25 protein-coding genes are annotated in these 24542 nt (G+C 70.3%); 6 read left to right on the top strand and 19 right to left on the bottom strand.

Annotation, left to right across the window (positions count from 1 at the left end; translation table 11 throughout):
- Nucleotides 1-57: 57 nt before the first annotated feature.
- Nucleotides 58-1035 (bottom strand): MsnO8 family LLM class oxidoreductase, encoded by a 978-nt coding sequence (locus J2Z30_RS03990; protein ID WP_044579015.1) that lies wholly within the window; start codon nucleotides 1033-1035, stop codon nucleotides 58-60.
- Nucleotides 1036-1155: 120 nt separating this feature from the next.
- On the opposite strand from J2Z30_RS03990, the gene J2Z30_RS03985 reads away from it, so the two are divergent.
- Both J2Z30_RS03985 and J2Z30_RS51275 read left to right on the top strand, forming a co-directional pair.
- The gene (locus tag J2Z30_RS03985) at nucleotides 1156-1596 is read left to right on the top strand and encodes a PPOX class F420-dependent oxidoreductase (protein WP_044579016.1); all 441 of its coding nucleotides are present in this window, start codon (nucleotides 1156-1158) and stop codon (nucleotides 1594-1596) included.
- Between the two features lie 46 nt (nucleotides 1597-1642).
- Nucleotides 1643-4783, top strand: a complete 3141-nt coding sequence (locus tag J2Z30_RS51275) for a CHAT domain-containing protein (RefSeq protein WP_308279713.1) — start codon at nucleotides 1643-1645, stop codon at nucleotides 4781-4783.
- A 50-nt stretch (nucleotides 4784-4833) separates the two neighbouring features.
- On the opposite strand, the gene J2Z30_RS03975 is transcribed toward J2Z30_RS51275, so the two are convergent.
- Both J2Z30_RS03975 and J2Z30_RS03970 read right to left on the bottom strand, forming a co-directional pair.
- A complete protein-coding gene (locus J2Z30_RS03975) occupies nucleotides 4834-5490 on the bottom strand; it encodes a maleylpyruvate isomerase N-terminal domain-containing protein (RefSeq protein WP_044579017.1) in 657 nt (218 codons plus the stop codon).
- A gap of 112 nt (nucleotides 5491-5602) precedes the next feature.
- Nucleotides 5603-6067 (bottom strand): RrF2 family transcriptional regulator, encoded by a 465-nt coding sequence (locus tag J2Z30_RS03970; protein WP_044579018.1) that lies wholly within the window; start codon nucleotides 6065-6067, stop codon nucleotides 5603-5605.
- Nucleotides 6068-6281: 214 nt separating this feature from the next.
- Between J2Z30_RS03970 and J2Z30_RS03965 the strand changes: the two genes are divergently transcribed.
- Both J2Z30_RS03965 and J2Z30_RS03960 read left to right on the top strand, forming a co-directional pair.
- Nucleotides 6282-9044, top strand: coding sequence for an FAD/NAD(P)-binding protein (locus J2Z30_RS03965; RefSeq protein WP_044579019.1), 2763 nt, complete (start codon nucleotides 6282-6284; stop codon nucleotides 9042-9044).
- 277 nt (nucleotides 9045-9321) lie between these two features.
- Nucleotides 9322-9840 (top strand): lytic polysaccharide monooxygenase auxiliary activity family 9 protein, encoded by a 519-nt coding sequence (locus tag J2Z30_RS03960; RefSeq protein ID WP_044579020.1) that lies wholly within the window; start codon nucleotides 9322-9324, stop codon nucleotides 9838-9840.
- A gap of 140 nt (nucleotides 9841-9980) precedes the next feature.
- Here the strand turns inward: J2Z30_RS03960 and J2Z30_RS03955 are convergent, their stop codons facing one another.
- On the bottom strand, nucleotides 9981-11204 hold the full coding sequence (locus J2Z30_RS03955; RefSeq protein ID WP_044579021.1) for a DUF418 domain-containing protein: 1224 nt from the start codon (nucleotides 11202-11204) through the stop codon (nucleotides 9981-9983).
- A gap of 164 nt (nucleotides 11205-11368) precedes the next feature.
- On the opposite strand from J2Z30_RS03955, the gene J2Z30_RS03950 reads away from it, so the two are divergent.
- A complete protein-coding gene (locus tag J2Z30_RS03950; protein WP_044579023.1) occupies nucleotides 11369-12157 on the top strand; it encodes a TetR/AcrR family transcriptional regulator in 789 nt (262 codons plus the stop codon).
- Between the two features lie 109 nt (nucleotides 12158-12266).
- On the opposite strand, the gene J2Z30_RS03945 is transcribed toward J2Z30_RS03950, so the two are convergent.
- From J2Z30_RS03945 to J2Z30_RS51635, 5 genes are all read right to left on the bottom strand, one after another.
- Nucleotides 12267-12731: an ATP-binding protein gene (locus tag J2Z30_RS03945; RefSeq protein ID WP_063791010.1), complete on the bottom strand. Its 465-nt coding sequence runs from the start codon at nucleotides 12729-12731 to the stop codon at nucleotides 12267-12269.
- Between the two features lie 89 nt (nucleotides 12732-12820).
- Complete coding sequence (locus J2Z30_RS03940) at nucleotides 12821-13855, bottom strand: ABC transporter substrate-binding protein (RefSeq protein WP_044579025.1); 1035 nt, start codon at nucleotides 13853-13855, stop codon at nucleotides 12821-12823.
- A 111-nt stretch (nucleotides 13856-13966) separates the two neighbouring features.
- Nucleotides 13967-14794 carry an ABC transporter ATP-binding protein gene (locus J2Z30_RS03935; protein ID WP_044579028.1) on the bottom strand — a complete coding sequence of 276 codons (828 nt, stop codon included), beginning with the start codon at nucleotides 14792-14794 and terminating at the stop codon, nucleotides 13967-13969.
- Complete coding sequence (locus J2Z30_RS03930) at nucleotides 14767-15576, bottom strand: ABC transporter permease (RefSeq protein ID WP_044579030.1); 810 nt, start codon at nucleotides 15574-15576, stop codon at nucleotides 14767-14769. The genes J2Z30_RS03935 and J2Z30_RS03930 overlap by 28 nt, the downstream gene beginning before the upstream one ends.
- Nucleotides 15577-15717: 141 nt before the next feature.
- A complete protein-coding gene (locus J2Z30_RS51635; RefSeq protein WP_350203233.1) occupies nucleotides 15718-15801 on the bottom strand; it encodes a putative leader peptide in 84 nt (27 codons plus the stop codon).
- A gap of 101 nt (nucleotides 15802-15902) precedes the next feature.
- Between J2Z30_RS51635 and J2Z30_RS03925 the strand changes: the two genes are divergently transcribed.
- Nucleotides 15903-16322: a YjbQ family protein gene (locus J2Z30_RS03925; protein ID WP_044579032.1), complete on the top strand. Its 420-nt coding sequence runs from the start codon at nucleotides 15903-15905 to the stop codon at nucleotides 16320-16322.
- Nucleotides 16323-16687: 365 nt separating this feature from the next.
- Here the strand turns inward: J2Z30_RS03925 and J2Z30_RS03920 are convergent, their stop codons facing one another.
- The 10 genes from J2Z30_RS03920 to J2Z30_RS03875 form a co-directional block, all read right to left on the bottom strand.
- Nucleotides 16688-17287, bottom strand: coding sequence for a tetratricopeptide repeat protein (locus J2Z30_RS03920; protein ID WP_044579034.1), 600 nt, complete (start codon nucleotides 17285-17287; stop codon nucleotides 16688-16690).
- Nucleotides 17253-18674 (bottom strand): ATP-binding protein, encoded by a 1422-nt coding sequence (locus J2Z30_RS03915; RefSeq protein WP_052701741.1) that lies wholly within the window; start codon nucleotides 18672-18674, stop codon nucleotides 17253-17255. The genes J2Z30_RS03920 and J2Z30_RS03915 overlap by 35 nt, the downstream gene beginning before the upstream one ends.
- A 554-nt stretch (nucleotides 18675-19228) precedes the next feature.
- A complete protein-coding gene (locus tag J2Z30_RS03910) occupies nucleotides 19229-19591 on the bottom strand; it encodes a glutamate ligase domain-containing protein (RefSeq protein ID WP_107073410.1) in 363 nt (120 codons plus the stop codon).
- Complete coding sequence (locus tag J2Z30_RS03905; RefSeq protein WP_505011425.1) at nucleotides 19591-20007, bottom strand: cysteine peptidase family C39 domain-containing protein; 417 nt, start codon at nucleotides 20005-20007, stop codon at nucleotides 19591-19593. The genes J2Z30_RS03910 and J2Z30_RS03905 overlap by 1 nt, the downstream gene beginning before the upstream one ends.
- 144 nt (nucleotides 20008-20151) lie before the next feature.
- Nucleotides 20152-21243 (bottom strand): D-alanine--D-alanine ligase family protein, encoded by a 1092-nt coding sequence (locus J2Z30_RS03900; RefSeq protein ID WP_044579036.1) that lies wholly within the window; start codon nucleotides 21241-21243, stop codon nucleotides 20152-20154.
- The gene (dapF, locus tag J2Z30_RS03895; RefSeq protein ID WP_044579038.1) at nucleotides 21240-22040 is read right to left on the bottom strand and encodes a diaminopimelate epimerase; all 801 of its coding nucleotides are present in this window, start codon (nucleotides 22038-22040) and stop codon (nucleotides 21240-21242) included. The genes J2Z30_RS03900 and dapF overlap by 4 nt, the downstream gene beginning before the upstream one ends.
- A gap of 237 nt (nucleotides 22041-22277) precedes the next feature.
- Nucleotides 22278-22664, bottom strand: a complete 387-nt coding sequence (locus tag J2Z30_RS03890) for a hypothetical protein (protein WP_245387581.1) — start codon at nucleotides 22662-22664, stop codon at nucleotides 22278-22280.
- A 95-nt stretch (nucleotides 22665-22759) separates the two neighbouring features.
- A complete protein-coding gene (locus tag J2Z30_RS03885; RefSeq protein ID WP_044579041.1) occupies nucleotides 22760-23605 on the bottom strand; it encodes a helix-turn-helix domain-containing protein in 846 nt (281 codons plus the stop codon).
- A 27-nt stretch (nucleotides 23606-23632) separates the two neighbouring features.
- Nucleotides 23633-24145 (bottom strand): DUF6879 family protein, encoded by a 513-nt coding sequence (locus tag J2Z30_RS03880; protein ID WP_209468547.1) that lies wholly within the window; start codon nucleotides 24143-24145, stop codon nucleotides 23633-23635.
- A complete protein-coding gene (locus tag J2Z30_RS03875; protein ID WP_044579043.1) occupies nucleotides 24123-24353 on the bottom strand; it encodes a hypothetical protein in 231 nt (76 codons plus the stop codon). Before J2Z30_RS03875 ends, J2Z30_RS03880 begins: the two co-directional genes overlap by 23 nt.
- Nucleotides 24354-24542: the final 189 nt, after the last annotated feature.

The raw sequence follows: 24542 nt of genomic DNA, 5'->3' as shown, positions 1-24542 counted from the left end.
TGCGTCTACGTCGCCGCGAACCGTAGGAGGCGGCTTTGTGTGATTCTTGTGAGTCGCCTACGGCGTGGCGGCGTGCCGTTTGACGAGTTCGTAGCTGCGCAGGCGGGCGTCCGGCGCGTAGACCGGTGTGACCAGCATCAGCTCCTCCGCGCCGGTCGCCTTCGCCACCTCCGTCAGCCGCCGCAGGACGGTCTCGGGCGTGCCGTACGCCTGATGGGCCCCGAACGCCGTGACCCCCGCCCGCTCCTCCGCGGTGAACGGATGCTCCGACGCCTCTTCGGGCGAGGGGAACGGGACCTCGCTGTGGCCCTTGAGGAGCCCGGCCTTGACGACGTTCATCGGGCCCGCCAGCCACTTGGCCTCGTCCTCGGTCTTGGCGCAGATGGTTTCCACGCACACCAGCACACGGGGGCTCTCGCACCACGGGGAGGGGGAGAAGTGCGCACGGTAGTGGTCGAGCGCGGTAAGGGTGTTGTCGGGGCGGATGTGATGGGCGAAGGCCATGGGCAGGCCGAGCCGCGCGGCGAGCGCCGCACCGGCGTCGCTGGAGGCCAGCAGCCACGGCTCCGGGAGCGTGCCGAGCGCCACCTCCTCGACCAGGAACCGCAGCGTCGCCGCCACATCGTCCAGGTACTCGTCGTCCGTCGTCGGACCGGCGCCACGCCGCAGCGCTCGGGCCGTGGCCTCGTCGAAGGTGCCGGGACCGCGGCCGATGCCCAGGTCGATCCGGTCGGGGTGCAGCGCGGCGAGGGTGCCGAACTGCTCCGCCAGCATGATGGGGGCGTGGTTGGGGGCCAGTACGCCTCCCGAGCCCAGCCGGATGGCCGAGGTCGACGCGGCCGCGTGGGCGGTCAGGACCACGGGCGGGAACGCGCCGATGGCCGGGGAGTGGTGGTGCTCGGCGTACCAGAGTCGGCGGTAGCCGAGGGCGTCGAGGCGCTGGGCGAAGGCGGTGGTGTCACGCAGCGTGTCCACGGCCCGCGTACCAGCTTGGACCATGGCGACTTCCAGCGCGGAGAGCGGCACATCGATCATGCTGTGAGCATACGGAGTGCCGGTGGTGTGCGGCAGCGGTTCCCTGACCCCGGGTGTTCGGAACCCCGGTGGTCAGGGTATGCGTTGACGGTTTGGCCTACGAAAGAGGAGCGAGACCGCATGGCTGCCACGCTGGACGACATCACACGCACTTGGCTTCGGGAACCCCGGTTCTGGCAGGTGGCCACGGTGAACCCGGACGGTTCACCGCAGTTGACGCCGATGTGGGCCGATCTGGAGGACGGCCTGGTGGTGATCAACACCTCGGCGGGCCGGGTTAAGGAGGAGAACCTCCGGCGTGACCCCCGCGTGTCGCTGTGCTGCATGGACACCGAGGACCCGTATCACCGGGTGGAGATCCGGGGCAGCGCCGTCCGCTTCGTCGAGGGCGATCCGGCCGTACGGGTGATGGACCGTCTCGCGCAGAAGTACCTGGGCACGGAGACGTTCCCCTGGCTGGCCCCCGGCGAGGTGCGGGTTGCGGTCTACATCGAGCCGCACCATGTCCACCGCGTGGCCGGCGTGGAGAAGTTCCGGCCGGGGGTGCTGCCGGAGGCGTGAGGGCGAGGTTCGGACACGGGGGACGGGCACGGGGGAGGAACGCGGGGTGGACGAGGAACGACGCCACGGCGATGGTGACGGCGATGACGGTGGCGGTGACGGTGGCGGTGGCGGTGGTGGTGGTGGCCACGGCGGCGAACCGCTGGCCGACGCCGTCCAGGGCGTGCTGCGCTGGGCCACGGACGACATACCGCGGTTCACGGAGCTCGTGGTGTGGCTCTACCGGGCCGTGGACCACCCCACGAACTCCCCCGAGGAGGCCGACGCGGAAGTGGCGGCCCTGGGCCTGGACCGGCCGGGCCTCGCCCCGCTGCGCGAGCTGCTGACCGGGCTCGGGTCGGGCGAGGGCGACCCCCGGGCGCTGGCCCAGGAGGTCCGGCGCGGCGCGGACGTCGCCCGGCGGGCTCTGCGGGAGCTGTCGGCGCACGCGCCCGAACGGCCCCGCATCGCCAGGCTGCACGCCGCCCTGCTGGTGTGGGCCAACCTCCTGGTGCCCGGCACGATGGACTTCGACGAGCTGGACGAGGCCATGGCGGAGCCGGGGCCGGATCCCGACGACCGTCCCAGCGGCCCGGGGTACGTCGGTCTGGAGAAGCGGCTGGCCACTCTGGTCGATGCCGTACGGGTGTCCCAGACCGGCGATCTGGCACACCTGGAGACCAGCGCCGCACGGCTCCGGGAGATGATCGACACATTGTCCGGGGACGGCGAGAGGGCCGCGAACACCCGCCGTTCCCTGGCCGCCGGCATGGCCGGGCGGCTCCATGAGGTGGCGGTGCTCGGGGGCAGCCTCCAGGCCGCCGACGCCGCGCTCACCATGGCCAGGGAGTTGCGCGCCGTATATGAGGACGAGGGCTCACTGCCGTCCCTGAACACGCTGACCTCGGTGGTGTTCGCCGCCCAGCACGAGCTGGCCCTGGCCCGCCGCAGTGGGGACCCCACCGTGCTGCCGCGCCTGGTCGAGGAGTTGACCGGCCTGTACGCGATCCTGCCGCCCGACCAGGAGAACCGCTTCGCCCTCGCCGGCGTCCTGGCCGAGGTCCATCAGGAACAGGCCGCCCGTACCCAGGACCCGGCCGGATTCCGCGCCGCGGCCGGGTATCTGAGGGAGGTGGTGGAGACCGACCCGCGGGGGCTCGCCCCCATGCTCGCGCCGTACTTCCCGGCCGTACGCGCCTCCGCGCTGATCCAGCTGATCATGATCGAGCCCAGCCGGGACGCCGCCGACGAGGCCGTCGCGGAGGTCCATCGGATCATCGAGGGACCGCAGCCCTCCCCCCACCAGGAACTCCGGTCGCGCTACCAGCTCGGCCGGGCCCTGCTGCACACGGCCCGCCACCTCGACGACCCGGATCTGCTCGACCTGTGCATCACCGAGCTGTCCCGGGTCCGTGAGCTGATCGTCCGGGGCGATGGCCTGCCGCACACCGCCGACGCCCTGACGCAGCTGTCCGAGGCCCACTGGCTGCGCCGCGACCGTGGCGGTCCGCGCGCCACCGCGGACCGCGAGGCCGCCCTGGCCGCCCGAGGCGAGGCGCTGGTCAGGGTGTCCGCCGACGTTCTGCTCCAACTCGGCTCCGAGCACGGCCTGTCCGTGGCCCGCTTCGGGTCGGCACAGGCGCTGTGGCTGGCCTACTGGACCACCGTGTGCGGCCGCCCGGCCGACGCGGTGAACGCGCTGGAACTGGGCCGGGCCCTGGTGCTGCGGGCCGCCGCCGCGTCCCGTGGCATTCCCGAACTCCTCGAAGCCCGGGGGCACCCGGACCTGGCCCGGCAGTGGCGCGCCGAGGTCGCCACGGACGCGACCCAGTCCGACGCCACGCCCGCGCCGCCGGGCCAGGCCACCGGGCAGCGGACCCCCGGCACCCTGCGACGCAGGGCACTCGAGGCGCTGGGCGCGGGCAGCGGCGCGGACGCCTGGCGGCTGCTCGGCCCCCCGGACCTGCCGGCGCTGAGGGCCGGTCTCACCGCCTCCGGCACCGACGCGCTCGTCTATCTCGTCCCCGGGCAGCGCCCCGGCATGCCCGGCTTCGCCCTGGTCGTCCGCCCCGGCACCGACAGCGCACGGCCCGCCGTCCTGAAGCTGCCGCTGCTGACCCCCGGCAGCCCGCCACTGGAGCGCTACCTCGACGTCACCGCCCGGCGTACCGGGGCAGCCGGCGCCACGGCCGAGCCGGGCCGTCGGACGGAGTGGGACGGGCAGTGGGAAGCGGCGTTGCGCGAGCTGTGCGACTGGGCCTGGCCCGCCGCGATGGGCCCCGTCCTGGCCGCCGTGGGCCCGCTCCACCAGCCGCCCAGGATCGTGCTGGTGCCGTGCGGGCCACTCGGCGCGGTCGCCTGGCACGCGGCCCGCACCCCTTACGGGACCAACGGGCGCGAGCACCGGTACGCCTGCGAGGAAGCGGTGCTCAGTTACGCACCCTCCGGCGCCGAGTTCCTGCGGGCCGCGCCCCGGGACCGGCTGCCCACCACCGCCGGGCAGGTCCTGGTCGCCGACCCCGAACTCAGCCTCGTATGGGCCGAGATCGAGGCGGAGGCGCTGCACACGGCCTGCTACCCGGACGGCCTCCGCTACGGCGAGTTCCCCGCGGCCGACGTCAGCGACGCCCCGGGGACACCCGAGGACATCCTCGCCGCCCTGCCCGGTGGCGGCTCACCGGTGGCCGTTCTGCACATCTGCTGCCACGCCCTGGCCGGTCCGGACCCCACGCGCTCGGCACTCTGGCTCGCCGCCCCGCCGACCGGTCCCGAGGAGGCCGGACGCCTGACCGTGGCCCGCATCCTGGACGGCGCCGCCACCCAACAGCCGGGCGGGGCAGGCCCGTTGGTGGTGCTCAGCGCCTGCGAGACGGACCTGAGCACCCGCGACCACGACGAGGCCCTGACCCTGTCCACCGCCCTGGTCGCCCGTGGCGCGGCCGATGTCATCGGCTCGCGCTGGGCCGTGAACGACGCGCCGACGGCCCTGATGATGGCCGTCTTCCACGACTTCGTCACCACACACGGCCTCGCCCCGGTGGACGCCCTGCGCGCCGCCCAGCTCTGGATGCTCAACCCGCGCCGCGAGCCCCCGCCCGCCCTCCGCGGCGAACTCCGCGGCGAGGCCACCCGCACCGACCTCGACCACATCCACTTCTGGGCCGCCTTCACCCACCAGGGCAACCCGGCGGCCCGGGACACACGCTGATCCGAGCTCCGCGCCCTGCGCCCTGCGGCCTGCGGCCGGAGAACGCGGGGCTATCCGAGGACGAGCGGGAGCTTCGCGGCCAGGTCGCCCAGGTCGGCCCGCTCCTCGGCGGTCGGGGCCCGCCGCCCGGTGCCGACCAGCAGCGTGTCCTTGCCGGACCACGACGCGGGGAACGCCGCCCCGGCGATCCGCTCCAGCATCTCGCGCGCCCCGGCGAGGCTCTCGGCGGGAGGCTCCGCCACGCCCGGGAGGTGGGCGATCAGGTCGAGATGGTGCAGGGTCCACTCCATGACGTACGCGGAGAGGTAGTCGCCCGCGGTGAGCACCACATCGCGGGTGCCGACCCGGAGGGCCGGGTCGGCGAGCCCGGCCGCGCGCCCGGCGGCGGAGCCCACGTCGTCGAGGTGGAACTTCAGCAGCCAGGGGTCCTCGTACGCGGCGGCCAGCCGGACGATCAGCGCGTCGAGCGGGTCGTCGCCGGTCGGTGGCGTGTCGGCCACCTCCCAGTAGGTCACCGCGTCGCGTGTCGGTTCCGCGTCGGTGGGGGTCACCAGGGTGATCAGGACGTCCTGAGCGTCGATGACCAGGTGGCACACCAGGTCCCGGACGAGCCAGCCGGCACAGCCGGAGGGCCGTGCGAAGTCCTCGTCCGGGAGCTCGGCGACCGCCGTGCGCAATGCCGTCCACGAGCGTGAGAAGAGATCCACGGCCGCAAGCTAGCAGCGCGCGGCCCGCCGGGCGACCGATTTCCTCCCCGCCCCGCGAACACCCAACCCGGGCCCGGGAACGGGGGACCGGGACGCCGCCGGCCCCGGCCCGTCACGTGTCGTAGTGGCGGACGTCGTCGAGGTATTCGCGCGCCCGCTCCTGGACCAGCGGGGGCAGTTCACCGGCGGCCAGGTCAGCGAACGTGGTCTTCTCCAGCACCTGCCGCAGACTCGCCCGCACCGCGCGCCACACATCGGGCAGCACCGCCGCCGCTCCGGGGTACTCCAGACCGCTGAGGCCCACGTCCCGTACGTTGGCCAGCGGACCGTCGATGGCGCGGATCGCGTCGGCGAGGGTGATCTCCGCCGCCGGGCGCGCCAGCAGATATCCGCCTTCCGGGCCACGCACACTGCGCACCAGATGGGCCAGGCGCAGCTCGCGCAGGATGCCGAAGAGGAAACGCAGGGGAATGTCCTGCCGGGTCGCCACCTGCTCGGCGGTCAGGGGTGAGCCCTCCGCGGCCGCCAGTTCGGCCATCGCCCGGACCGCATAGTCCGACTTGGCTGTGATCCGCACCAGCGCAAGTTATCACGCACGTCCGTTTCATGGGGCCGGGCCCCATACCACCGGCTTGGGCATCCGCCCTGGTGGCGCCAGGGGTGACTCGTTGTTCCGCCATGAGTTCACCAAGTTCATTGAATCGGTGAACTTAGATGGTTACGGTACCGGTTGGGTGAGCGGGGCGTCGGTTCTGCTCCGCCGCCGGTTCCGGGTAAGCGGGAGGTATCACATGGCATCGCCAGAGCCGTGCAGCACGTCAGGGCCGGGTACGAGGACCGTCGCCGTCGTGGGGGCGGGGGCCGCCGGCGCGCTGGTGGCGATCCAGCTCTGCGAGACGGCGGCACGCCGCCGTGTTCCGTTCGAACTCCTGCTGATCGACCCCGCCCCGGAGGCCGGCCGCGGCATCGCCTACTCCACCCTCGACCCGCGCCACCGGCTCAATGTGCCCGCGGGCAAGATGAGCTGCTATCCCGACGATCCCGGACACTTCGTGCGGTGGCTGTGCCACCACGGTGAACCGGGCGTGCGGAGCGGCGACTTCGCGGAGCGCCACCGCTACGGCGCCTACCTCGCCGACACCCTCGGCCGAGCCATCATGGCCGCCCAGGGCGTCGTCACCGTCCGCCGACTGCGCACCCGGGCCACCGGCTGCCACTGGACCGCCCTCCCCGGCGGCGGGGCCCCGCAGGCCCGGCTGGAGCTCGCCGACGGCCGTACCGTCGAGGCGCACTGCGTGGTGCTGGCCACCGGGCCGTCCCGCGCCACCTCCGCCTGGGCCCCCGGGAACCTGCGTGGCAACGACCGCTTCATCGCCGACCCCTGGGCGCCGGGCGCCCTGGACGCCGCCCTCCAGGACGGGCAGAAGGAGGATGTGCTCCTCGTCGGCACCGGGCTGACCTCGGTGGACATCGCCATGACGCTCGACCGCCCCGGCCGCACGGTGCACGGCGTGTCCCGTGGCGGAAGGCTGCCGCAGGCGCATGCGGTGGACCCGCTGCCCGCCGCCACGTGTGCGACGCCACTGCACGGTCTTTCCCTGGCCGCGCTGCGGGCCGCGGTGCGCCAGCACATCGGCCGCGTCATGCGCAGCCACGGTGACTGGCGGCCCGCGGTGGACGGGCTGCGCCCGGTCACGGCCGAGATCTGGGCGTCGATGTCCACCGCGGAACGGGCCCAGTTCGTGGAGCGGGACGGCTCGTTGTGGAACACCCACCGCCACCGCATGCCCCCGGCCACCGCCGAGGCGGTCGGGCGCATGCGCCGCACCCGGCGGATGCGGACGCACCAGGGGCGGCTCGCCTCCGCCTCGGCCCGGCCCGACGGCTCCCTGACGGTCTCCCTCACCACCGCCGACGGCCCCCGCACGCTGCCCGTCGGCTGGGTGGTGGACTGTACGGGGCCGGGCCTGCGGCTCTCCGACACGGCCGACCCGCTGTGGCGGAGCCTGCTCGACCAGGGCGCCGCGATGCCCGGCCCGCTCAGCATGGGCGTCGCCACCGAGCACGGACGGCTGCGTGGCGCGGACGGCGGCACCACACGCCCCCTGTGGACCCTCGGCGCGCCCCGCCGTGGCGAGTTGTGGGAGACCACCGCCATCCCGGAGATCCGGGCACAGGCCGCCACCATCGCCGAGGCCGTCCTCGACCCGTGGACGGCCCCCGCACCCCCCGCCACCGGCGGCCCCGCCCGGCGCCGGACACGTCGGCCCAAGGACACCTCGGGCTTCCCCCTCAGCACCCACGCCGCCGCCGCCACCGCCTACCGCCTCGGCGTGGACCGGCTGCTGAAGGTCCGGACCGGGGCCGCGCAGGCGCTCCGCCGCTCCGTGGCACTCGACCCCGGATTCGCCCTCGGTCACGCCGCGCTCGCGCTCATCGGCCATGAGTGCGGGGCCGACGTGGATGTCTCCCGTGCCCTGGCCGACGCCCGGCGCGCGGTGCGCGAGCGCGCCGACGACCACGAACGCTCCTTCGTGGCCGTCGTCTCCCGCCGCGTCCTGCACCCGCCCGCGGACGGTGACGCCGCCCTCCTGCGCCACCTGGAGGAGTACCCGGGTGACGCGCCGGCGCTCGCCGTCGCCGTCCCCACCATCGCCTTCTCCGGTCTGCGCGATCTCGACGGCACCACCGCGCTGCGCGTGGTCGAGCACACCGCCCCGGCGCACGGGGGAAGCTGGTTCCACACCTCCCTGCTCGCCTTCATGCGCCAGGAGCAGGGGCGTTACGACGAGGCCGGAGTCCTGGCCGAGCGTGCCCTGGCCGCCGAACCCGCCTCCGGCCACGCCATGCACGCCCTCGCCCATGTGCACTACGAGTCCGGCGACCACCGGGCGGGCCGTGAGCGACTTCAGCGATGGCTGGCCCACCAGGGCCGCGGCGGAGCACACCGCGCCCACTTCTCCTGGCACGCCGCCCTGCACGAACTCGCCCTCGAGGACACCGCGGCGGTCCGCCGCCGGTGGGCGGAGCAGCTGTCGCCGGGGAAGGTGTACGGGGTCCGCGCCCTGGTCGACTCCGGCTCCCTGCTGTGGCGCGCCCGGCTGGCGGGCGCGTGGCAGGGCACGTTCCCGATCGGCGACGTCCTGGACACGGCGCCCGCCGACGTCCTGGAGCGTCCGGCCACCGCGTTCGTCGCCCTGCACTCCGCCATCGCCCTCACCGCCGCCGACGACCTGCCGGGGCTGCGGCGGCTGCGGGTCCACGCGCTGCGCGCCGACGAGGTGCAGCGACGTGTCATCGCCCCGCTGTGCGCGGCGTTCGAGGACATCCTGGAAGAGCGCTGGACGGACGCGGCACGCGGATTGGAGCGCCTCCTGCCACGGCTCCCCGGCGTGGGCGGCAGCGCCGCACAGCGCGAGGTCGTGGAGGAGACCCTGCTGTACGCGCTCGTGTCCGCGGGCCGGTGCGAGGCGGCCCGGGATCGCCTGGAGGAGCGGCTGGACCGCCGTCCCTCCCCCCACGACCGGCGACGGCTGGCGGACCTCTCGGCCTGACCGCACTGTGCCGCCCGCGGCGGGCCGTTCCCCGCCCCGGGTTCCCGGGCCGGGGCGGTGACATGTGGGGGGATGACAGTGGACCAGACCACTTCCGTCCCATGTCTTGACCGTGAACTGACAGACGGTATGGTCTAGACCTAGTGCGGCGCTGATTCACGGCCGCCCCTTGCGGCCCATGAAGCGTTCCGTGCAGCCACCCCCCACATCCCCCCACATCCCCACCTTCGGCAAGGACTTCCCGTCTGGCGTGGGGCCTCGCCGTGAAGGAGTTGGCATGAACATGAAACGAAAGTTGGCGGTTGTCGTCGGCGCGGGGATAGCCCCCCTGATCGCTCTGAGCCTCCCCGCGAGCGAGGCCAGCGCGCATGGCTACATCTCCACCCCGCCGAGCCGCCAGGCCCAGTGTGCGGCCGGTACCGTGCCCTGCGGCGACATCAAGTACGAGCCGCAGAGCGTCGAAGGCCCCAAGGGGCTGACGAGCTGCAGCGGTGGCAATGGGAAGTTCGCCGAACTCGACGACGACAGCAAGGGCTGGGCGGTCACGCCCATCCCGTCCAAGGCCGACTTCACCTGGAAACTGACCGCCCGTCACGCGACCAACACCTGGCAGTACTTCGTCGGTGGCCAGAAGGTCGCGGAGGTCAACGACGGCGGGGCGCAGCCGGGCGAGACCGTCACCCATCAGGTGGACTTCGGCGGTCTGAAGGGCAAGCAGAAGGTTCTCGCGGTCTGGAACATCGCGGACACCGCCAACGCCTTCTACGCCTGCATCGACGTGAACATCGGCGGCTGAACACGGGCGGCTGAACGCAGGCGGTTCGAACATCGGCGGTTGAACACCGAAGGCCGGTCGCCCCAGGGGCGGCCGGCCTTCGGCGTCGCCGTGTGCACGAGGCGCGTGGCGTCCGGCTATCGGGGGCCGTACGTAAGCCTCTATCGGGGGCCGTACGTAAGCCTCCGCAGCAGCTTTTCGGCGGGCCCCGGAAGCGAACGGCGCTGCAGGATATAGGCCCCGGCCACCGTGGCGAGCCAGACCAGGACGGCACTCAGGCAGGCGGTGAGCGTCGGGCTGCCGGTCCGCTCTCCGAGCGCGAACGCGAAGGGGGAGAGCAGTACCACCCACGCGAGGGACTGGAACAGATAGCCGCTCAGCGACCGCTGGCCGAGCGCCGCCAGCGCCTCCACGGGAAGCTTCCGCCGCGACGCGGAGCGGGCCTTCGACACGCGCAGGGCGAGGAGCCCGAAGAGCGCCACATATCCCGGGCCGCCGAACTGGCCGCTCACTTCGTACAGGCTCAGGAAAGCGTCCGCGGTGGCGTCGTCGACATGCACGAATCCGCCGCTGACCAGCCCGATCGGCACCCCGCCCGCGAAGGCGACACCGAGTGCGACCACTGCGGTGCGGACCAGCAGCCGCCGGTGGCGGGCCGGGTCCTCCAGGATGCCACGCCGCGCGGCCCACGCGCCCAGCCAGACGATCACGATGAACCCCAGCACGGTCAGCGTGTGGATCGGCCACTCGCCGAGCCGGTCGGCCACGGACGTGAGGTAGTCGGGGGCCGAGAGTGAGTCGACACCGTCCGTCGGCACGGCGGCGGACCCCGAGCCGCCGTGCGTGGCGCGGTACCCGGCCACGGCCGCCAGGGCGGCGGCGTACACCGTCGTGCACCCCCACAGCCACAGCACGACGCGGTGCACGCGTTCGCCGCGGCGCAGGAGCAGCAGGGTGAAGACGATGCCGGTGATGCCGTAAGCCCCCAGGAAATCACCGAAGTTGAGCAGTGCGGCATGGACGAGGCCGAAGGCGATGAGCCATGCGTTGCGCTTCAGCAGCACCGAGCGGGCCGCGCCGGGCCCGGACCCCTCCGCGTCCTGTCTGCGGGTGAGCTGCACCAGCCCGTAGCCGAACATCACGGCGAACATCGGATAGGCGCGGGCGTGCACGAAGACGAACATGACGAGGTTGAACGGGCGTTCCCAGCCGTGTGGCGACGCCTCGGCGCCCGGCTGGTTGCCGAAGGTGGCCACCGCGGCGTTCGCGAGCGCGATGAACAGCAGCATGGTGCCCCGTGCCAGATCGGGGGCCAGGGCCCGTTCGGTCCGGCGGACAGGGCCCCGTGCGGGGCCCGGGGCATGGGACTGCGTTATGGCTGTCACCTGGATCTCTCTCCGTCCTGACATGAGGGCCCAATGGGCAAGGGGCATGGGCGAGCCCTCGGCACCCGGGCTTAGTATAAGCAATAATCTATATGGCAGATACTAAGTAGCGGTAGGCCATGATGTACCTGGTGAGCAACCGAGGTACGAGAAGGAGAAGCGCCATGTCGGCCGAGCAGGAGGAGGCGCCCGCCGAGCTGGCCCGCCTGTGGAGGCTCCCGGTCCCGGCCTCGGGCCTCGGCCGGCCCGCCGCGCTCGACACCGAGCGCGTGGTGCGGACGGGGGTGGAACTGGCGGACCGCGACGGGCTGGCGGGTGCGACGCTGCCGAAGATCGCGAAGGAGCTGGGCGTCTCCCCGATGTCCCTCTACCGCCATGTGGGATCCAAGGACGAGCTCCTCGTCCTCATGCGGGACCTGGCGCTCGGCTCTCCGCCCGAGGTCGAGACCGCGCCGGACCGGTGGCGCGAGGGGCTGCGACAGTGGACCGTCGCGCAGCGGCTGGTCCACCACGACCGCCCCTGGCTCCCCCGCCTCCCCATCGCGGGGCCGCCGATGGGGCCTCATGAGATCGCCTGGATGGAAGCGGGCCTGAGCGCGCTGAGCGGCACGGAGCTGGACTGGGCCGCGAAGGTCGGCAGTCTGACCCTGCTCAGCGGCTATGTGCGGCACGCCTCCCTGCTGTCCCAGGAACACGCGCAGGGCAGGAGCGAAACGGGACTGAGCCAGGAGGAGACCGAGCGGGCCTACGGCAGGACCCTGGCGCGGCTCGTCACCCGGGACCGCTTTCCGCAGGTGGCGCTGCTGTTCTCGGCGGGCCTGTTCGAGGCGGCGCCCGACGGGGCGTACGACGATCCGGCGACCGACCATGACTTCGTCTTCGGTCTCGAACGCGTCCTCGACGGGATCGCCGTGGCCGTCGACCGCGCGCGGACGGGGACCGGGACGGGCTAGAACGGGACGGGCTAGAACGGGACGGGCTGGAACGGGACGGGCTGGAACGGGACGGGCTGGAACGGGACGGGGCAGGGGGCGATGACGTCACGCGAGGGCACGGAGAGGATCAACTCGGTGTCGGGGCGGCGCTGACACGCCCCGACACCCGTCCTCTTCGGGCGATGATCGCGCTCACGGTCTTACCCCCCGGCTCCTCGCGGACGGCCGTGGCCGTGGCCATGCCGCTGATCATCGGCCAGCCGAACCCGCCGCCCTCGCCGCGCACATCCGGAGTGCGCCGCTGCGGCGGTACGCGGCTGGCATCGCCGACGGCGACGGTGATGGCGTCAGGGTCGGCCGACACGCGCAACGAGCAGAACCGGCCGCCCGAGTGCCGTACGGCATTGGTGACCAGCTCCGAGACGACCAGCATCACCGCGTCGGCGGCGCCCCGGTCGGGCGCCGGACGCAGACCTTCCAGAAAGGTGCTGGTGAGATGTCGTGCGTGCGCGGCGGCTTCGGGGCGGCATTCCAGGGTCTCCCGCACCGCGGACGGTGTGGTGGCCGTCCGCTGAGCCGTGGCGGTGTGCATGACGCTCACCTCGTTTCATCGGGTAGGTATCGCGCGGTTGGCGGTTTCCACGCGCTTACCCGATGCGCCGCTCCCGAAAAGGGGTGTCCTCAGGATCCCTTTCCGTAGGTGCGCGGTGCGGAGGTGGAGGGCGGCAGATCGCCGTTGAAGCGGGTGTCGACATAGTCGGCGAACTGATAGCGGCGCGGGGTGAGCTTCAGCTTCGCGAAGGTGTCCGCGATCTCCTGCTCGGAGGCGACGGCGGGCTTGTCGACGGCGACGTACACCCTGGTGCCGTTGGTCCGCTTCACCGAGTCCAGCGCCACCTGGTACGGCAGCCCGGTCTCCTTGCCCCACACCTTGGCCCACTCCTCGGGGTGCTTGTAGACCCAGTCCTGGGCCCGGCGCAGCCGCCCGAGATAGTCCTTGATGACCTTGACCTTCTTCTCGTCCTCGAGGGAGGAGGGGTTGGCCACCTGGAAGTTGAGGCCGTTGACCACCCCCTGGCCTGTGGTGAGGACCCGCGCGTCCGACTGGCGCAGCGCCTGGGAGGTGTACGGGTCCCAGACGGCCCAGGCGTCCACCTTGCCGCGGGTGAAGGCGGCCAGGGCATCGGCGGGCTGGAGGAAGCTGACCTTGACGTCCTTGATCGAGAGCCCGGCCTTGGCGAGCGAGGCGACCAGTTGGTAATGGGCCGAGCTGCCCTGTGCGACCGCCACCGACTTGCCTTTGAGGTCGGCCGTCTTCTTCACCGGCGACCCCTTCTTGACCAGGATCGTCTCCCCGTCGGACGTGCCGTGCTTGGCGGCCACGACCTTGATGTGGGACTTGGCGGCCGCGGCGAAGACCGGCGGGGTGTTGCCGACCCCGCCGATGTCCACGGCTTTGGCGCTCACGGCCTCCAGGATCGGCGGGCCGGAGGTGAACGTCGACCACTTGATCTTGTAGGGGAGGTTCTTGAGCTGCCCGGCGGCGCGCAGTACCGCCTCGTCATTGCCCTTCTGATCACCGATGTTGAGGGTCACATCGCCCTTGCCGTCGGTGTTGCCGGAGGATCCGGAGTCGTTCTGCGCGTGCGAGCTGACGCAGGCGGACAGCAGCAGGGCGAGGGGGAGGGACAGGGCGGGGACGATACGCCGTCTCATGTCAGCAGGGTCCGTTCGGGAGGTGCGGGAGGTGCGGGAGGTGCGGGAGGTGCGAGAGGTACGGGCAGTACGGAAGTACGGGGAGCAGGGCTGGGTCCGGCGGTTCGGGAGTCAGGCGACCTTGTGGACCGCGGCCGGTTCGGGCGCCTTCACACCCAGCCGGTCCAGGAGCTCGGTGCGCAGCTCGGCGAGGAGCGGATCGGCGATGTCGCGCGGCCGGTCCCGGTCCACCCGGACCTGATGCGCGATCACGCCCCCGTCCATCACCAGGACGCGGTCGGCGAGCAGCAGCGCCTCCTCCACGTCATGGGTGACCAGCAGTACCGCACAGCCGCGCCGCTGCCACAGCTCGGCCACCAGCTGCTGGGCGGTGATCCGGGTGAGCGCGTCCAGCGCGCCGAACGGCTCGTCCAGCAGCAGCAGATCGGGCTCGCGCACCAGCGCACGGGCGAGCGAGGCGCGCTGGGCCTCGCCGCCGGAGAGGGTCTTGGGCCAGGCGTCGATGCGGTGGCCGAGCCCGACCTCCTTCAGCGCCCGCTCGGCCACGGCCCGCCCGGGGCGGCCGGGCAGCCCGAGCAGCACATTGCGCCAGACCCGCTTCCAGGGCATCAGCCGGGGCGCCTGGAAGGCGACGGCCTTGCGGCGCGGCACCAGCACCTCGCCCTCGATCTCCCGGTCCAGCCCGGCGAGCACCCGCAGCAGCGTGGACTTGCCGCAGCCACTGCGGCCGAGCAGCGCCACGAACTCGCCCGCCGGTACGTCCAGTTGGAGGTCGTCGATGACCGCGCGGCCGTCGAACGAGCGGGTCAGCGAGCGCACCCGCACCGCGGCACCGCCGCCCTCGCCCTCCTTCTCCTGCCCCAACTCCTTCTTCAGGGAGTCCTTCTCCAAGGAGTCCTTCTCAAGGGAGCTCACTTGCCGGTGAAGTTCGGTCGCCATTGCAGCAGCAGCCTCTCCAGAGTGCGGACGACGAAATCGGCGAGCAGGCCGAGGGCGGCGTAGACGATCAGGCAGACCACGATCACATCGGTCTGGAAGAACTCCCGTGCGCGGTTGAGCAGAAAGCCGATCCCGTCGTCGGCGTTGATGGTCTCGCCAAAGACCAGCGCCAGCCAGGCGGTGGCGAGGGAGTAGCGCAGCCCGGTCATCGCGCCGGGGAGCGCTCCGGGCAGCACCACATGGCGGATCAGCCCCCAACGGCCGAGCCCGAGCGAGTTCCCGGCCTCGATGAGCTGGGCGTCCACGCCGCGGATGCCCGCGTAGACGTTCAGATAGAGATGGAAGGTGACGCCCAGCGCGATGAGCGCGATCTTCGGAGCCTCGCCGATGCCCATCCAGATGATGAACAGCGGGATCATGCCGACCCAGGGGATGCTGCGCAGCATCTGCACACTCGCGTCGACGAGATCCTCGCCGAGCCGGGACAGTCCGGAGACCAGCGCGAGCGAGACCCCGATGACACCGCCGAGCGCCAGCCCGATCAGCACCCGCTGTACGGACACCAGCATGGCGTGCGGGAGGGTGCCGTCCTTGAGCAGGCCGGAGGCGGTATCGGCGATGGTGCCGGGGGAGGCCAGGGTGTCGGAGGGCAGCACACCGGTGGCGCTGGACACCTGCCAGAGCACCAGCAGCAGAAGGGGCCCGGTCGTACGGCGCAGCCATCGCGGCACGGTGCGGCGGCGCGCGGAGAGCGGCACGACCGGTTCGAGAACCGGGGACATGGGGGCTCCACAAAAGGGGTACGCCTCGATGCCCGTACAGGCCGGTACAGGCCAGTACACGCCGTACGACAGGACGATCAGCACGGTACGGCGGAACGAGACCGAGGCGAGGGGGGGAGGGGCGAGGGAGGGGGAGAAAGGTCAGCGGAGGCCGGGACACGCGGCGGACGCCACCCGCAGCAGGTCGATATGACCGCGCGTGGTGAGCAGGGCTGACGTAGACATGCCCTCGAAGCTAGCGAGGACGTCCAGAACCGGTCAACGGTGTCTTGCCCCTCGGACCTTTGTTGCGGGAGTTTTACGCGACGGCGTATCAGGATGGTTCCATGAGCACATTCCGTACCCACACCATCAGCGTCACCACCGGATCCACCGAGACCGTCGCCGACCTCACCGCCGACTGCGAGGCGTATCTACGCGAGGTGGCGGACGGCGGCGACGGCCTGCTCAACGTCTTCGTCCCGCATGCCACGGCCGGGATCGCCATCCTGGAGACGGGCGCCGGCAGCGACACCGATCTGCTCTCCGCCCTCCGCGACCTCCTCCCCGCCGACGACCGCTGGCGCCACCGCCACGGCAGCCCCGGCCACGGACGCGACCACGTCCTCCCCGCCTTCGTACCCCCGCACGCCACCATCCCGGTCATCGGCGGCGGTCTGGCACTGGGCACCTGGCAGTCGGTGTGCCTGGTCGACACCAACCGGGACAACCCCGACCGCCAGGTGCGGCTGAGCTTCCTGGGCTGATGCTCGTGAAGGGACTGTAGCGTCGAATTCCGGCCGCACCGAGTAGCGCTTGGCTAGCGCGTGATCCGCCCGTGAGCGCCAGTTCCGGGGCACCTGCGCGGCGCGATGTGAACCCACGACCTCTTCGTCCCGAATGAGGTTCGGCGAAGACCGTCACCGGTGGGTCTTGTGAAACATACAGGTCAAAGACTTGGTGGGGGTTGTCCTGGCAGGGATTGGCATGGTCTCGAGGGGAAGATCATCTCCCATCTCCCACAGCACGGCGCATTGCTCGATGCTCGTAGTCGAACGGCAGGTGCCTGCCGTGTTGCGGGAGCAACCTTGCCTGGAGGCTCATCCGGACAGCTGGTCCGCCGGTCATCGCCTCAATGCCCCCACCAGGAGCGATGGTCTTGGATAGAGGAGGTGGGAGTACCGTCTGGTTCAATGCCATGTGGCCACAGCCGTACCCATAACGGCTCAATCCGATGGAGGCGGTGGCGAGCGGCGTCTCCTCGGTCGAGTGCTTCACGGGCGGTGTGGGCTGCTCCGTCGATGTCGTTGGCTTCGTACTGGAAGCGAGCGATGCTGGCGAGAGCCTCGTGGTGTCCGTATACGGCGGCAGCTTCCCACAAGTCCTGAGCGCGGTCTCTGTCGCCGGCTGCCTCGCGGCGCATCGCCAGGTCCGCCAGAGTCTCGGTGAGTCCGTATTCGGCCGCGGCCCGCGCGTAATGCTCTGCCTGGTCGAACAAGGCCGCATCCTCCCGCATCATGGCTAGATGGCTCAGGCACGAAGGGGCGCCCATGGCTGCAGCGTGGTGAGCCAGGTCGGATGCCTCGACGGTAAGTCCGGCCTCCTCGTGCCGCAACGCGATCTCGGCGAGCCCGTCCGGTTGGCAACATTCGGCAATTTGCACGGCCAGAGCCGCCGCCTGTTCGTAGTCGCCCTGCTCAACGGTGGTTTGCGCAAGATCGGCCAGCGCCACTGCACGTCAGGTGGTCCACCGGCCGACCGGCTTCCACGTCCCGCCAGTCGTGATCAGGTGTCTCCCCATAAAACCTGACGGCGTGTTCGGGCCTTGGTAGTTGACGGGCCCGCGCGGTGAGGAGGCGAGCGTAGCGCAGCCGCCACCGCGAGGACGCTGCTTGGGCCAGTGCGTCGATGTCGCTGGGGTGCAACAGGTGCTCCAGAGCCGCTTCCCAGAATGAGGAAGGCGGACACAAAGCACGGCGTGTGCGACGGCCGTGCTGCTCCACGTAGTCCGCCAGCCGAAAGCAGCGGTCCGCAGAGCGGTTTTCAAACGTGCGGCGAGTCTGTTGCAGCAGTGCCGCCTTGCCGTGTACGGGGCGTGCGGTGTAGTCGACGGCTTGCTCGAACCAGTCCTCCTCCAGTGACTGGAACACCGACGGGAGCAGGTAGCCAGCAGCCGCCTCTTCGAGGAACGCTGCGGGTAGATCCACTCCGCAGCCCAGGCGGCGGGCGTCCATCGCGGCGTCGAGGACCGCCCTGGCACTCGGGCCGGTGCATTCGAGTCGGTCCAGCAGGGCGGGAACACCGGCCAGGAACTGGGTGATACGGCGGTCGGCTGCCCCTGCAAGCGCCTGTGCAAGGCGCTCGTCATTCTCTGCAGCGCTGCGCAGAGCAAGTACATCCTGTTCGGCGAAGGCGTCCGGCACGTGCACTTGTCGGTCCGTCAGTAGGGGGCGGATCTGTGCGTGCGGATCGTGATTCCGGCTGGCCGGTAGGGAGGTCAACTCGCCCCAGTGCACGGGCCAGAGAGTGCCCACGATCAGGATCGGGGCACGGGCGGCGTCCGTCAGCAGAGTCCGAAGCGATGCAGCAATCCGCTCTCCGACCTGGGGCACAGCCAGGTAGTGCTGTGCTTCGTTGAGCCAGACCACCGTCTTTGGCCCCACCGTGGCCAGGCCGGCCAAGGCTGCCTCCGCGCGGGTGGGGGCTAAGGGGTGCCACAGCCGCCAGCCATCGGCTGCCAAATCTTGGATGGCCTCCCAGCACGCGCGGGTCTTGCCAGTAGAGGATTCGCCGACCAGCACACACATCTGGCTTGTGCCGCCCCGAGCGGCCTCCACGATGCCCCGCAGATGGGCGTCATGCTCTCGTGGCACGTACGCAGGCAGCGCATCGTTCCGTGCGGCGACGTGGATCGCGTGGTGCACCTCCAGGTCGAGCGGGTGGCACTCGCTGATGAGGCGAGTGGACAACGCCTTCTGGCCTGCGTCGCTGACTGGCTGGGAGGAACCGATGACATAGACATGCGTGACTGCGTTGTGATCGCCGGTGACGACTGCCCCGATGTCTCCCCCCGCGGCCACCGAGTCCTTACTCGCTTGTATGCGGCCGCGCGTTGGCATGGAGGTGGCACCTTCGTCGTCCTGCGAGTCGTGGTCTCGGCGGCCCCAAACAGGTGTCACGTACGGTTCTCGTCTCCGGCTATGACCTCACCGATGTTTCCTGCGGCAGCTGTACTGCCCGCTCCCGAAGCATGCACGCCGCTGCCACTCGTGAGTTGGCTGTTGCACGGTGTCACTACAGGCTGTGTGACCTGGTTGCGATGGCCGACGATGACGCGTCCGACATGTCCGCCTGATGCCACGGCACTGTCATGAGCCTCCACCGAGCCCCGTCCGGATTGAGTGAGACCCCACACTGAGAGCGCCAGACCCACGAGTCCGGCGATCGCTCCCATCACGCTCCCAAGCCGGTCTGCAATCGCCAGATCCATGGAGAGGGCGACCGCTACCAGACACACCGCCGCCGTTCCGCATCCGGCCGCGCACGCAATCAGCGTGTATCTCCTCCACCTCTGCATGGGACCATCAAACCTCTGCTTGACGAGCGATGTGTACGAAACGACGCTGAATCATCGAGTTCGTCCTGGGTCGCGACGCAAAGGGCAGGGGCTTGCTCACAGGCTCGTGACGGCCTGCCCGGTGAGTGCTTGGGCGATCTGCCAGAGCTGACCTCCGCGGGACGCCTTGACGAGCACAACGTCACCGGGGCGGAGGACGGATTCGAGGTAGGCGGCAGCGGTCTTGTTGTCGCGGACGAGGCCGATCTCGGGAACCCCTGCCGCGCCTGCCGCGAGGGCGAGCTGTTTGGCGAGGTCTCCGCCGACCGCCAAGACGAAGTCGACGCCGGCTTCCGCCGCGAAGCGCCCGATCTCGCGGTGGGCTTCCACCGCCTGGTCGCCAAGCTCCAGCATCTCGCCGAGTACGGCGATCCTTCGGCCGCCTGCGGCCTCGGTCGTCTCACCGACTGTCTCGGTCATCAAGCATCTCCGTTGTGAGTCAGGGGCGCGAAGGTGATCGCGCGGCCGGTGTAGGAAGGGGACAAGCGGCTGAGAGGGAGGCGATCGTGCGTTTGGCCCCAGGCCGACGGGTCCCGGAAGAGGATCGTCGGGTCGGGGCCGTCCTCGTAGCCGCGGAGGATGACGAGATGACCGCCTGAACGGCCGTCGTCGGGGAACTGCTCGGTCGCCGACACAATGAGCGGGGCGTCATCGAGGCGGCGGAACAGTTCTTCGACGGGCACGGGCTCTGCGAGAGCGGGCACTCCCAGGTCGGTCGCCAGGCTCGCGATCCCTGCGTGGAGTGCTCCGCGCGGGGTCAGAACCTCATGCTTGACCGCGAGCTTCAGGAGTTCCGTCACCGTGGGCGCCTCGTGCCCATAGGCGAGCAGGATCATCCTCAGTGATGCCAGGCCGCACGCCCGGTTGGACCATTCGGTCCTGTCTCCCAGTGCCCAGCCCCCGTGGAGATCCCACTCGGCGGGGGCGATGAGCTGTCGGCACATGGGGACATCGTGGACGCGCGGCACAGCGGCAAGCTCCTACGGGGAGACGGCAGCCTCCCGCGTCGGTGTGGCGCTGGAGAACGCGGGAGCGGGCAGGGGCACATCGTATGGCGGGCGGGCCAGGGCCTCGTGCAGCATCGCCAAGACGACATCCGTGTGCGTGAGCCCGATCATCGCCGCCCCCACTGCGAAGTTGCTGTCACGGGACATGCCCGGCGTGCTGTTGACTTCCAGCACGTACGGCTCGCCGTCCTCGGTGAGGATCAAATCGATACGGGCTGAACCGCGCAGCCCGATCCCGTCCCACAGGGTCCGTACGTCCCTGGTGATCCTGTCCAGGACATCGGGCGCCAGCTCGGCGGCGCGCACGGTTACGGTGCGCCTGGAGTCCACGTCGATCTTCGTGTCGGCGTCGTAGAACTCGGCTTCGTTGGCTTCGGTGGCCAGCGGCGGGAAGACGATGACGGAGCCGCCTGGAAGTTCCAGCAGCCCGACGGTAAGGGGCGTGCCGCTCACGTAGTCCTCCACGAGCACGGCGGTGCCCTCGTCGACGGCAGCGTCTGCCAGGGCTGCGGGCAGCTCGGCCCGGCTGTGTACGAGGCTCATGCCCACGCTGGACCCGCCGAAGGGCGGCTTGACCATCACGGGGCGGCCCTTCCAGGTCGCCGGGCCGCCGGTCCAGACATGCCAGCCAGGTGTAGGGACGCCGAGGGTCAGTATCACCCGCTTGCACAGGATCTTGTCGGCGGCCACCGCGGATGCCCCGACCCCGCTGCCGCAGTAGGGCACGCGAAGGTAGTCGAGCAGGCCCTGCAATCGGCCGTCCTCCCCGTACGGCCCGTGGAGGTTGGAGAGGACCACGTCGTACCCGACCAGATCCATGATGAAGTCCGGGTCGCACGGGTCGAGCACCTTCCAGCGGGCGCCGATCTCCTCCAGCGCCGCGGCCAGGGCGGTGACGGATCGCTTTTCGACGGGGCACTTCGCGTGGTAGAGCCTGTCCTCGGCGGACACGGGCCCGCAGATCAGGGCGACACCGAGGCCCTGATGGCTCCGTCCCCACTCGCGAAGGTCCTCGGCGGCCTTCCGCACCGCGCGGTCCGAGCTGGGGCTGAGGAAGAGAGTCATGCGAGTACCCCTTCGAAGGTGTTGGTGACCGGACCGCCGACCCACTGCGTTCGGTTCGGCCGGGCGTTGTGTGGCCGGACCGTGAGCGGCTCCCCGGCGCGGTTGTGAACGGTGACGGCGCGTCGTGCGACGAGTCCGCGCATGGTCGCGACGACGACGGCCGCGACGGCCCCGCTTCCGCACGACAGGGTTTCCGCCTCGACGCCGCGTTCGTAGGTGCGGATCTTCAGTGCCTGGTGGCCGGCGGATTGAACGAAGTTGACGTTCGTGCCCAGCGGGGCCAGATCGGGATGGTGACGGATGATGCGACCGACCACCACCGGGTCGATGGCATCGACGTTGCCCACGATGGCTACGACGTGCTCCGTACCGGTGTGGGCGCTGTCGAACCAGGTCGGTCTGCCGTTGACGACCGTTTGTAAGCGCCGGGGGAGGATTTGGCTCACCTCGACCGTGACCCACACGGAGTCGTCGGACACGACCGCCTCGTGCACCACTCCGGCCATGCGGAGACGCATCTGCTGGAAGCCGTGATCGCGGCGAGCGGCCCAGGCGGAGCATCGCAGGGCATTGCCGCACATCGTTGCGATCGAACCGTCCGCGTTGAAACAGGTGACGTCGAGGACGGCGGGGGCCTCGCTGACCAATCGGCTGAGGACCAGACCGTCCGCGCCTACGCCGGTACGTCTGGCGCACAGGCGCTCGGCCTCCTTGGGCCAGTCCTTGTCATCGTCCGGTTCGTGGCCGGAGAGCAGGACGAAGTCGTTTCCCGCTCCGTGGATCTTGCGAAAGCGCATGACAGTGCTCCTCGCGAGGTGAGGTGAGGTGAGAAGGATGGTGCAGCGCCCGAGCGGGCCCTGATCAGCGGTGTTCGAGGGGCCGGCAGGTGGTCAGGGGGCGGACCTCATGTCCAGGACCCGCTGGTACTGGCCGTCGAGGAGGATGAAGTCGCCGATGCGGACATCGGACGGCGGCCCCGTGGCCCCCACCGTGCCGACAGGCGGAGACAGGTATGGAGGGCTGCTCCCGGGTTCTCACGGCGCATTCAGCCCGTTCCGCTGGGAGTAGATCCAGAGCAGCCGTCGCGTCAGAAGGGCGATATCGCGGAGATACACGAAAGTCCCGAACGTAGGTGTTTCGACGGTCGGTCGATTCGTGAGGTCGATCAGTCTGGTCCCCTCGCGGATCAGCTCTCGCACCTCGCGGTCGTCTTCGGCGCCCAAGTCCTCGCCGAGCAGACGGTTCAACTCGTTTGCCATCTTCGGCAAGTGCCTGTCCATTGCCGCCCGGGTCGTGGTGCCCATCCGCAACCGGAGGACGATATCCGTTTGCCAGGAGATCGCCGCCACGTCGATGAGAGAGAATTCGACCTCAGTATCCTTGGCCGCCCCCAACGCCTTGCCCGTACTTGCCACAGCCATCACTGACCCTTCCCCAGCACGCTTTCATCCGTGCCAATAAAGCTAGGAAGAGGCAGGGGTAGGGCTCCACGACTGTGCCCGAACTTGCCGGACGTTCATCCTAGAGATTCGATGGTGGCGGTGATGATTTCGCGCGCGGCGGGGCCGTAGACGGCAAGTTCGGCCAGCTCGCTGAACGTCCTGGCATACATGGCAAGCTCATTCTTCTGGACGACGGTGAGATGAGCCGAGATCAGTTCGACGTTCACCAACTCGTCGTCGTACAGGAAGAAGCCCTCGACAGGCCACAGGCCGGAACGGTCGGCGTCCTGGGGGATGATGCCGATACTCACCGACGGGAGGGCCATGACGCTCAGGAGATAGCCGAGCTGGCCCGCCATCACCTCGGTGCCGCCGATGCGGTACCGCAGGACGCTCTCTTCCAGGAGGATGGCGAACTTACGCTTCCCGTAGACGACCTGTTGCTTCTCCACGCGCACCTTTACGGCCGCCGGTACATCGTCGATGAGTCCTCGGCGGTCACGAATAGAGGTCAGAAGTGCGGTGATGTACGAGGCCGTCTGCACGGGGCCAGGGATGAGCCAGGGCGAGTAAATGCGAAAGCGCTCGGTGCGCTCCCAGAGAGGAACCACGGACTCCTGTGCCCACTTGAGTCCATGGCGCTCCATCTTGCGCCACTCGACGTACATGCCCTCAATTCCGCGGGCTGTGGAGATGAGATCTTCGGTCTCATTCTCCGCGCCGCACGCGGAACACCAATCGCGAAGGTCACGCTCCGAGGGGGCGCGAATACCGCTCTCGAAGCGCGAAGCCTTCGACTCATGCCAACCCAGGCACTGGGCCAGCGCTCGCTTGGTGAGTCCGGCTGCCTGCCGGATCTCGGCCAGACGTTGGCCGAGCGCCTTGCGGGCTTCCTGGACGCTCGAAGAGGGCGATGTCATGTCAGTGTGACGGTGCTGTTCGGACTATCAGGCCAACTCGAATTCCGCGTGCGGCGTGCCCCGCTTCCATACGGCCTCGAAGGCCGACTCGCACAGCTTCGCCGTCTCCGGGGCCTCCGTGAGTTCGACCTCCATGTTCTCGCCCTCGCCGTCGAAGTGGTTGACGAGTACGAGGCTGGAGTCGAACAACCAGAAGTCATTGCCCGGAAGTGCGATATCGGTCGCGTTGCGCCGCGGAAGCCACCGCACGCTTTCGCCCGCAGCGATGTTCAGCCCGTTGGTCACGTCGTACTCGAAGCGGATGTACTCGCTGGCCGGTGTCGACACGACACGGGCGCGCCGAACCTCGACACCTCGCGAGGTCGCCTCCGTGACGATGGCGTGCCAGTCGGCCCAGCGCGCGGCCGGGTCGAGGACCACACCGGCCTTCCAGTCGATGAAGGCCGGGTCCGACTTCATGTAGGCGTCACGCATCTCCAGGTGGACCGCGGTCCTCTGGCAGTCGCGGAACAGCTCCTCAAACGTCGGGGTCCTCGTCACCCTTCTTCACCTCCAGGAAGAACTGCACCATGCGCCGGGGGATCTCTACCACCGTCTCATGTCCGGGGATGTCCATCTGCCCGAGCCGCTCGTCGTCCTCTACCTTCCACCCCTGCACGACGTAGGTGTCCTTCTCGTCGTCGAGGTAGACGGTGGGGGAGCCGCCACTGGGGCTCTCCGGGTCCTTACCGAGCTTGATCAGGGCCATGATGACCTCCTCGGGTGCCGGTAACGATCCCTGTGCCAGAGCTTGCCCGTGACTCGGCTGCCTCGCCAGGAACTTGCCCAAACTTGCCAGGACAGTCGGGCAGCGTCCCTCAGCGGGGAGACCGGGTCGCCGGTGTACGCTCGCCGGTTCGTCCTACCGGCGTGGTCACGAGGAACGGGCGGGGATCGT

The organism is Streptomyces iranensis, assembly GCF_017874715.1.
GTDB classification, from domain to species: Bacteria; Actinomycetota; Actinomycetes; order Streptomycetales; family Streptomycetaceae; genus Streptomyces; species Streptomyces iranensis.
The sequence above is the reverse complement of the archived record's forward strand: the minus strand, read 5'-3'. Positions and strand labels throughout refer to the sequence as shown.

Excerpts from the sequence above, each read along its gene's own strand:
- J2Z30_RS03990 (WP_044579015.1), bottom strand. The coding sequence starts at position 1,035 with ATGATCGATGTGCCGCTCTCCGCGCTGGAAGTCGCCATGGTCCAAGCT.
- J2Z30_RS03985 (WP_044579016.1), top strand. The coding sequence starts at position 1,156 with ATGGCTGCCACGCTGGACGACATCACACGCACTTGGCTTCGGGAACCC.
- J2Z30_RS03965 (WP_044579019.1), top strand. The coding sequence starts at position 6,282 with ATGGCATCGCCAGAGCCGTGCAGCACGTCAGGGCCGGGTACGAGGACC.
- J2Z30_RS03960 (WP_044579020.1), top strand. The coding sequence starts at position 9,322 with ATGAACATGAAACGAAAGTTGGCGGTTGTCGTCGGCGCGGGGATAGCC.
- J2Z30_RS03950 (WP_044579023.1), top strand. The coding sequence starts at position 11,369 with ATGTCGGCCGAGCAGGAGGAGGCGCCCGCCGAGCTGGCCCGCCTGTGG.
- J2Z30_RS03945 (WP_063791010.1), bottom strand. The coding sequence starts at position 12,731 with ATGCACACCGCCACGGCTCAGCGGACGGCCACCACACCGTCCGCGGTG.
- J2Z30_RS03940 (WP_044579025.1), bottom strand. The coding sequence starts at position 13,855 with ATGAGACGGCGTATCGTCCCCGCCCTGTCCCTCCCCCTCGCCCTGCTG.
- J2Z30_RS03935 (WP_044579028.1), bottom strand. The coding sequence starts at position 14,794 with ATGGCGACCGAACTTCACCGGCAAGTGAGCTCCCTTGAGAAGGACTCC.
- J2Z30_RS03930 (WP_044579030.1), bottom strand. The coding sequence starts at position 15,576 with ATGTCCCCGGTTCTCGAACCGGTCGTGCCGCTCTCCGCGCGCCGCCGC.
- J2Z30_RS51635 (WP_350203233.1), bottom strand. The coding sequence starts at position 15,801 with ATGTCTACGTCAGCCCTGCTCACCACGCGCGGTCATATCGACCTGCTG.
- J2Z30_RS03925 (WP_044579032.1), top strand. The coding sequence starts at position 15,903 with ATGAGCACATTCCGTACCCACACCATCAGCGTCACCACCGGATCCACC.
- J2Z30_RS03915 (WP_052701741.1), bottom strand. The coding sequence starts at position 18,674 with ATGCCAACGCGCGGCCGCATACAAGCGAGTAAGGACTCGGTGGCCGCG.
- J2Z30_RS03910 (WP_107073410.1), bottom strand. The coding sequence starts at position 19,591 with ATGACCGAGACAGTCGGTGAGACGACCGAGGCCGCAGGCGGCCGAAGG.
- J2Z30_RS03905 (WP_505011425.1), bottom strand. The coding sequence starts at position 20,007 with ATGATCCTGCTCGCCTATGGGCACGAGGCGCCCACGGTGACGGAACTC.
- J2Z30_RS03900 (WP_044579036.1), bottom strand. The coding sequence starts at position 21,243 with ATGACTCTCTTCCTCAGCCCCAGCTCGGACCGCGCGGTGCGGAAGGCC.
- dapF (WP_044579038.1), bottom strand. The coding sequence starts at position 22,040 with ATGCGCTTTCGCAAGATCCACGGAGCGGGAAACGACTTCGTCCTGCTC.
- J2Z30_RS03890 (WP_245387581.1), bottom strand. The coding sequence starts at position 22,664 with ATGGCTGTGGCAAGTACGGGCAAGGCGTTGGGGGCGGCCAAGGATACT.
- J2Z30_RS03885 (WP_044579041.1), bottom strand. The coding sequence starts at position 23,605 with ATGACATCGCCCTCTTCGAGCGTCCAGGAAGCCCGCAAGGCGCTCGGC.
- J2Z30_RS03875 (WP_044579043.1), bottom strand. The coding sequence starts at position 24,353 with ATGGCCCTGATCAAGCTCGGTAAGGACCCGGAGAGCCCCAGTGGCGGC.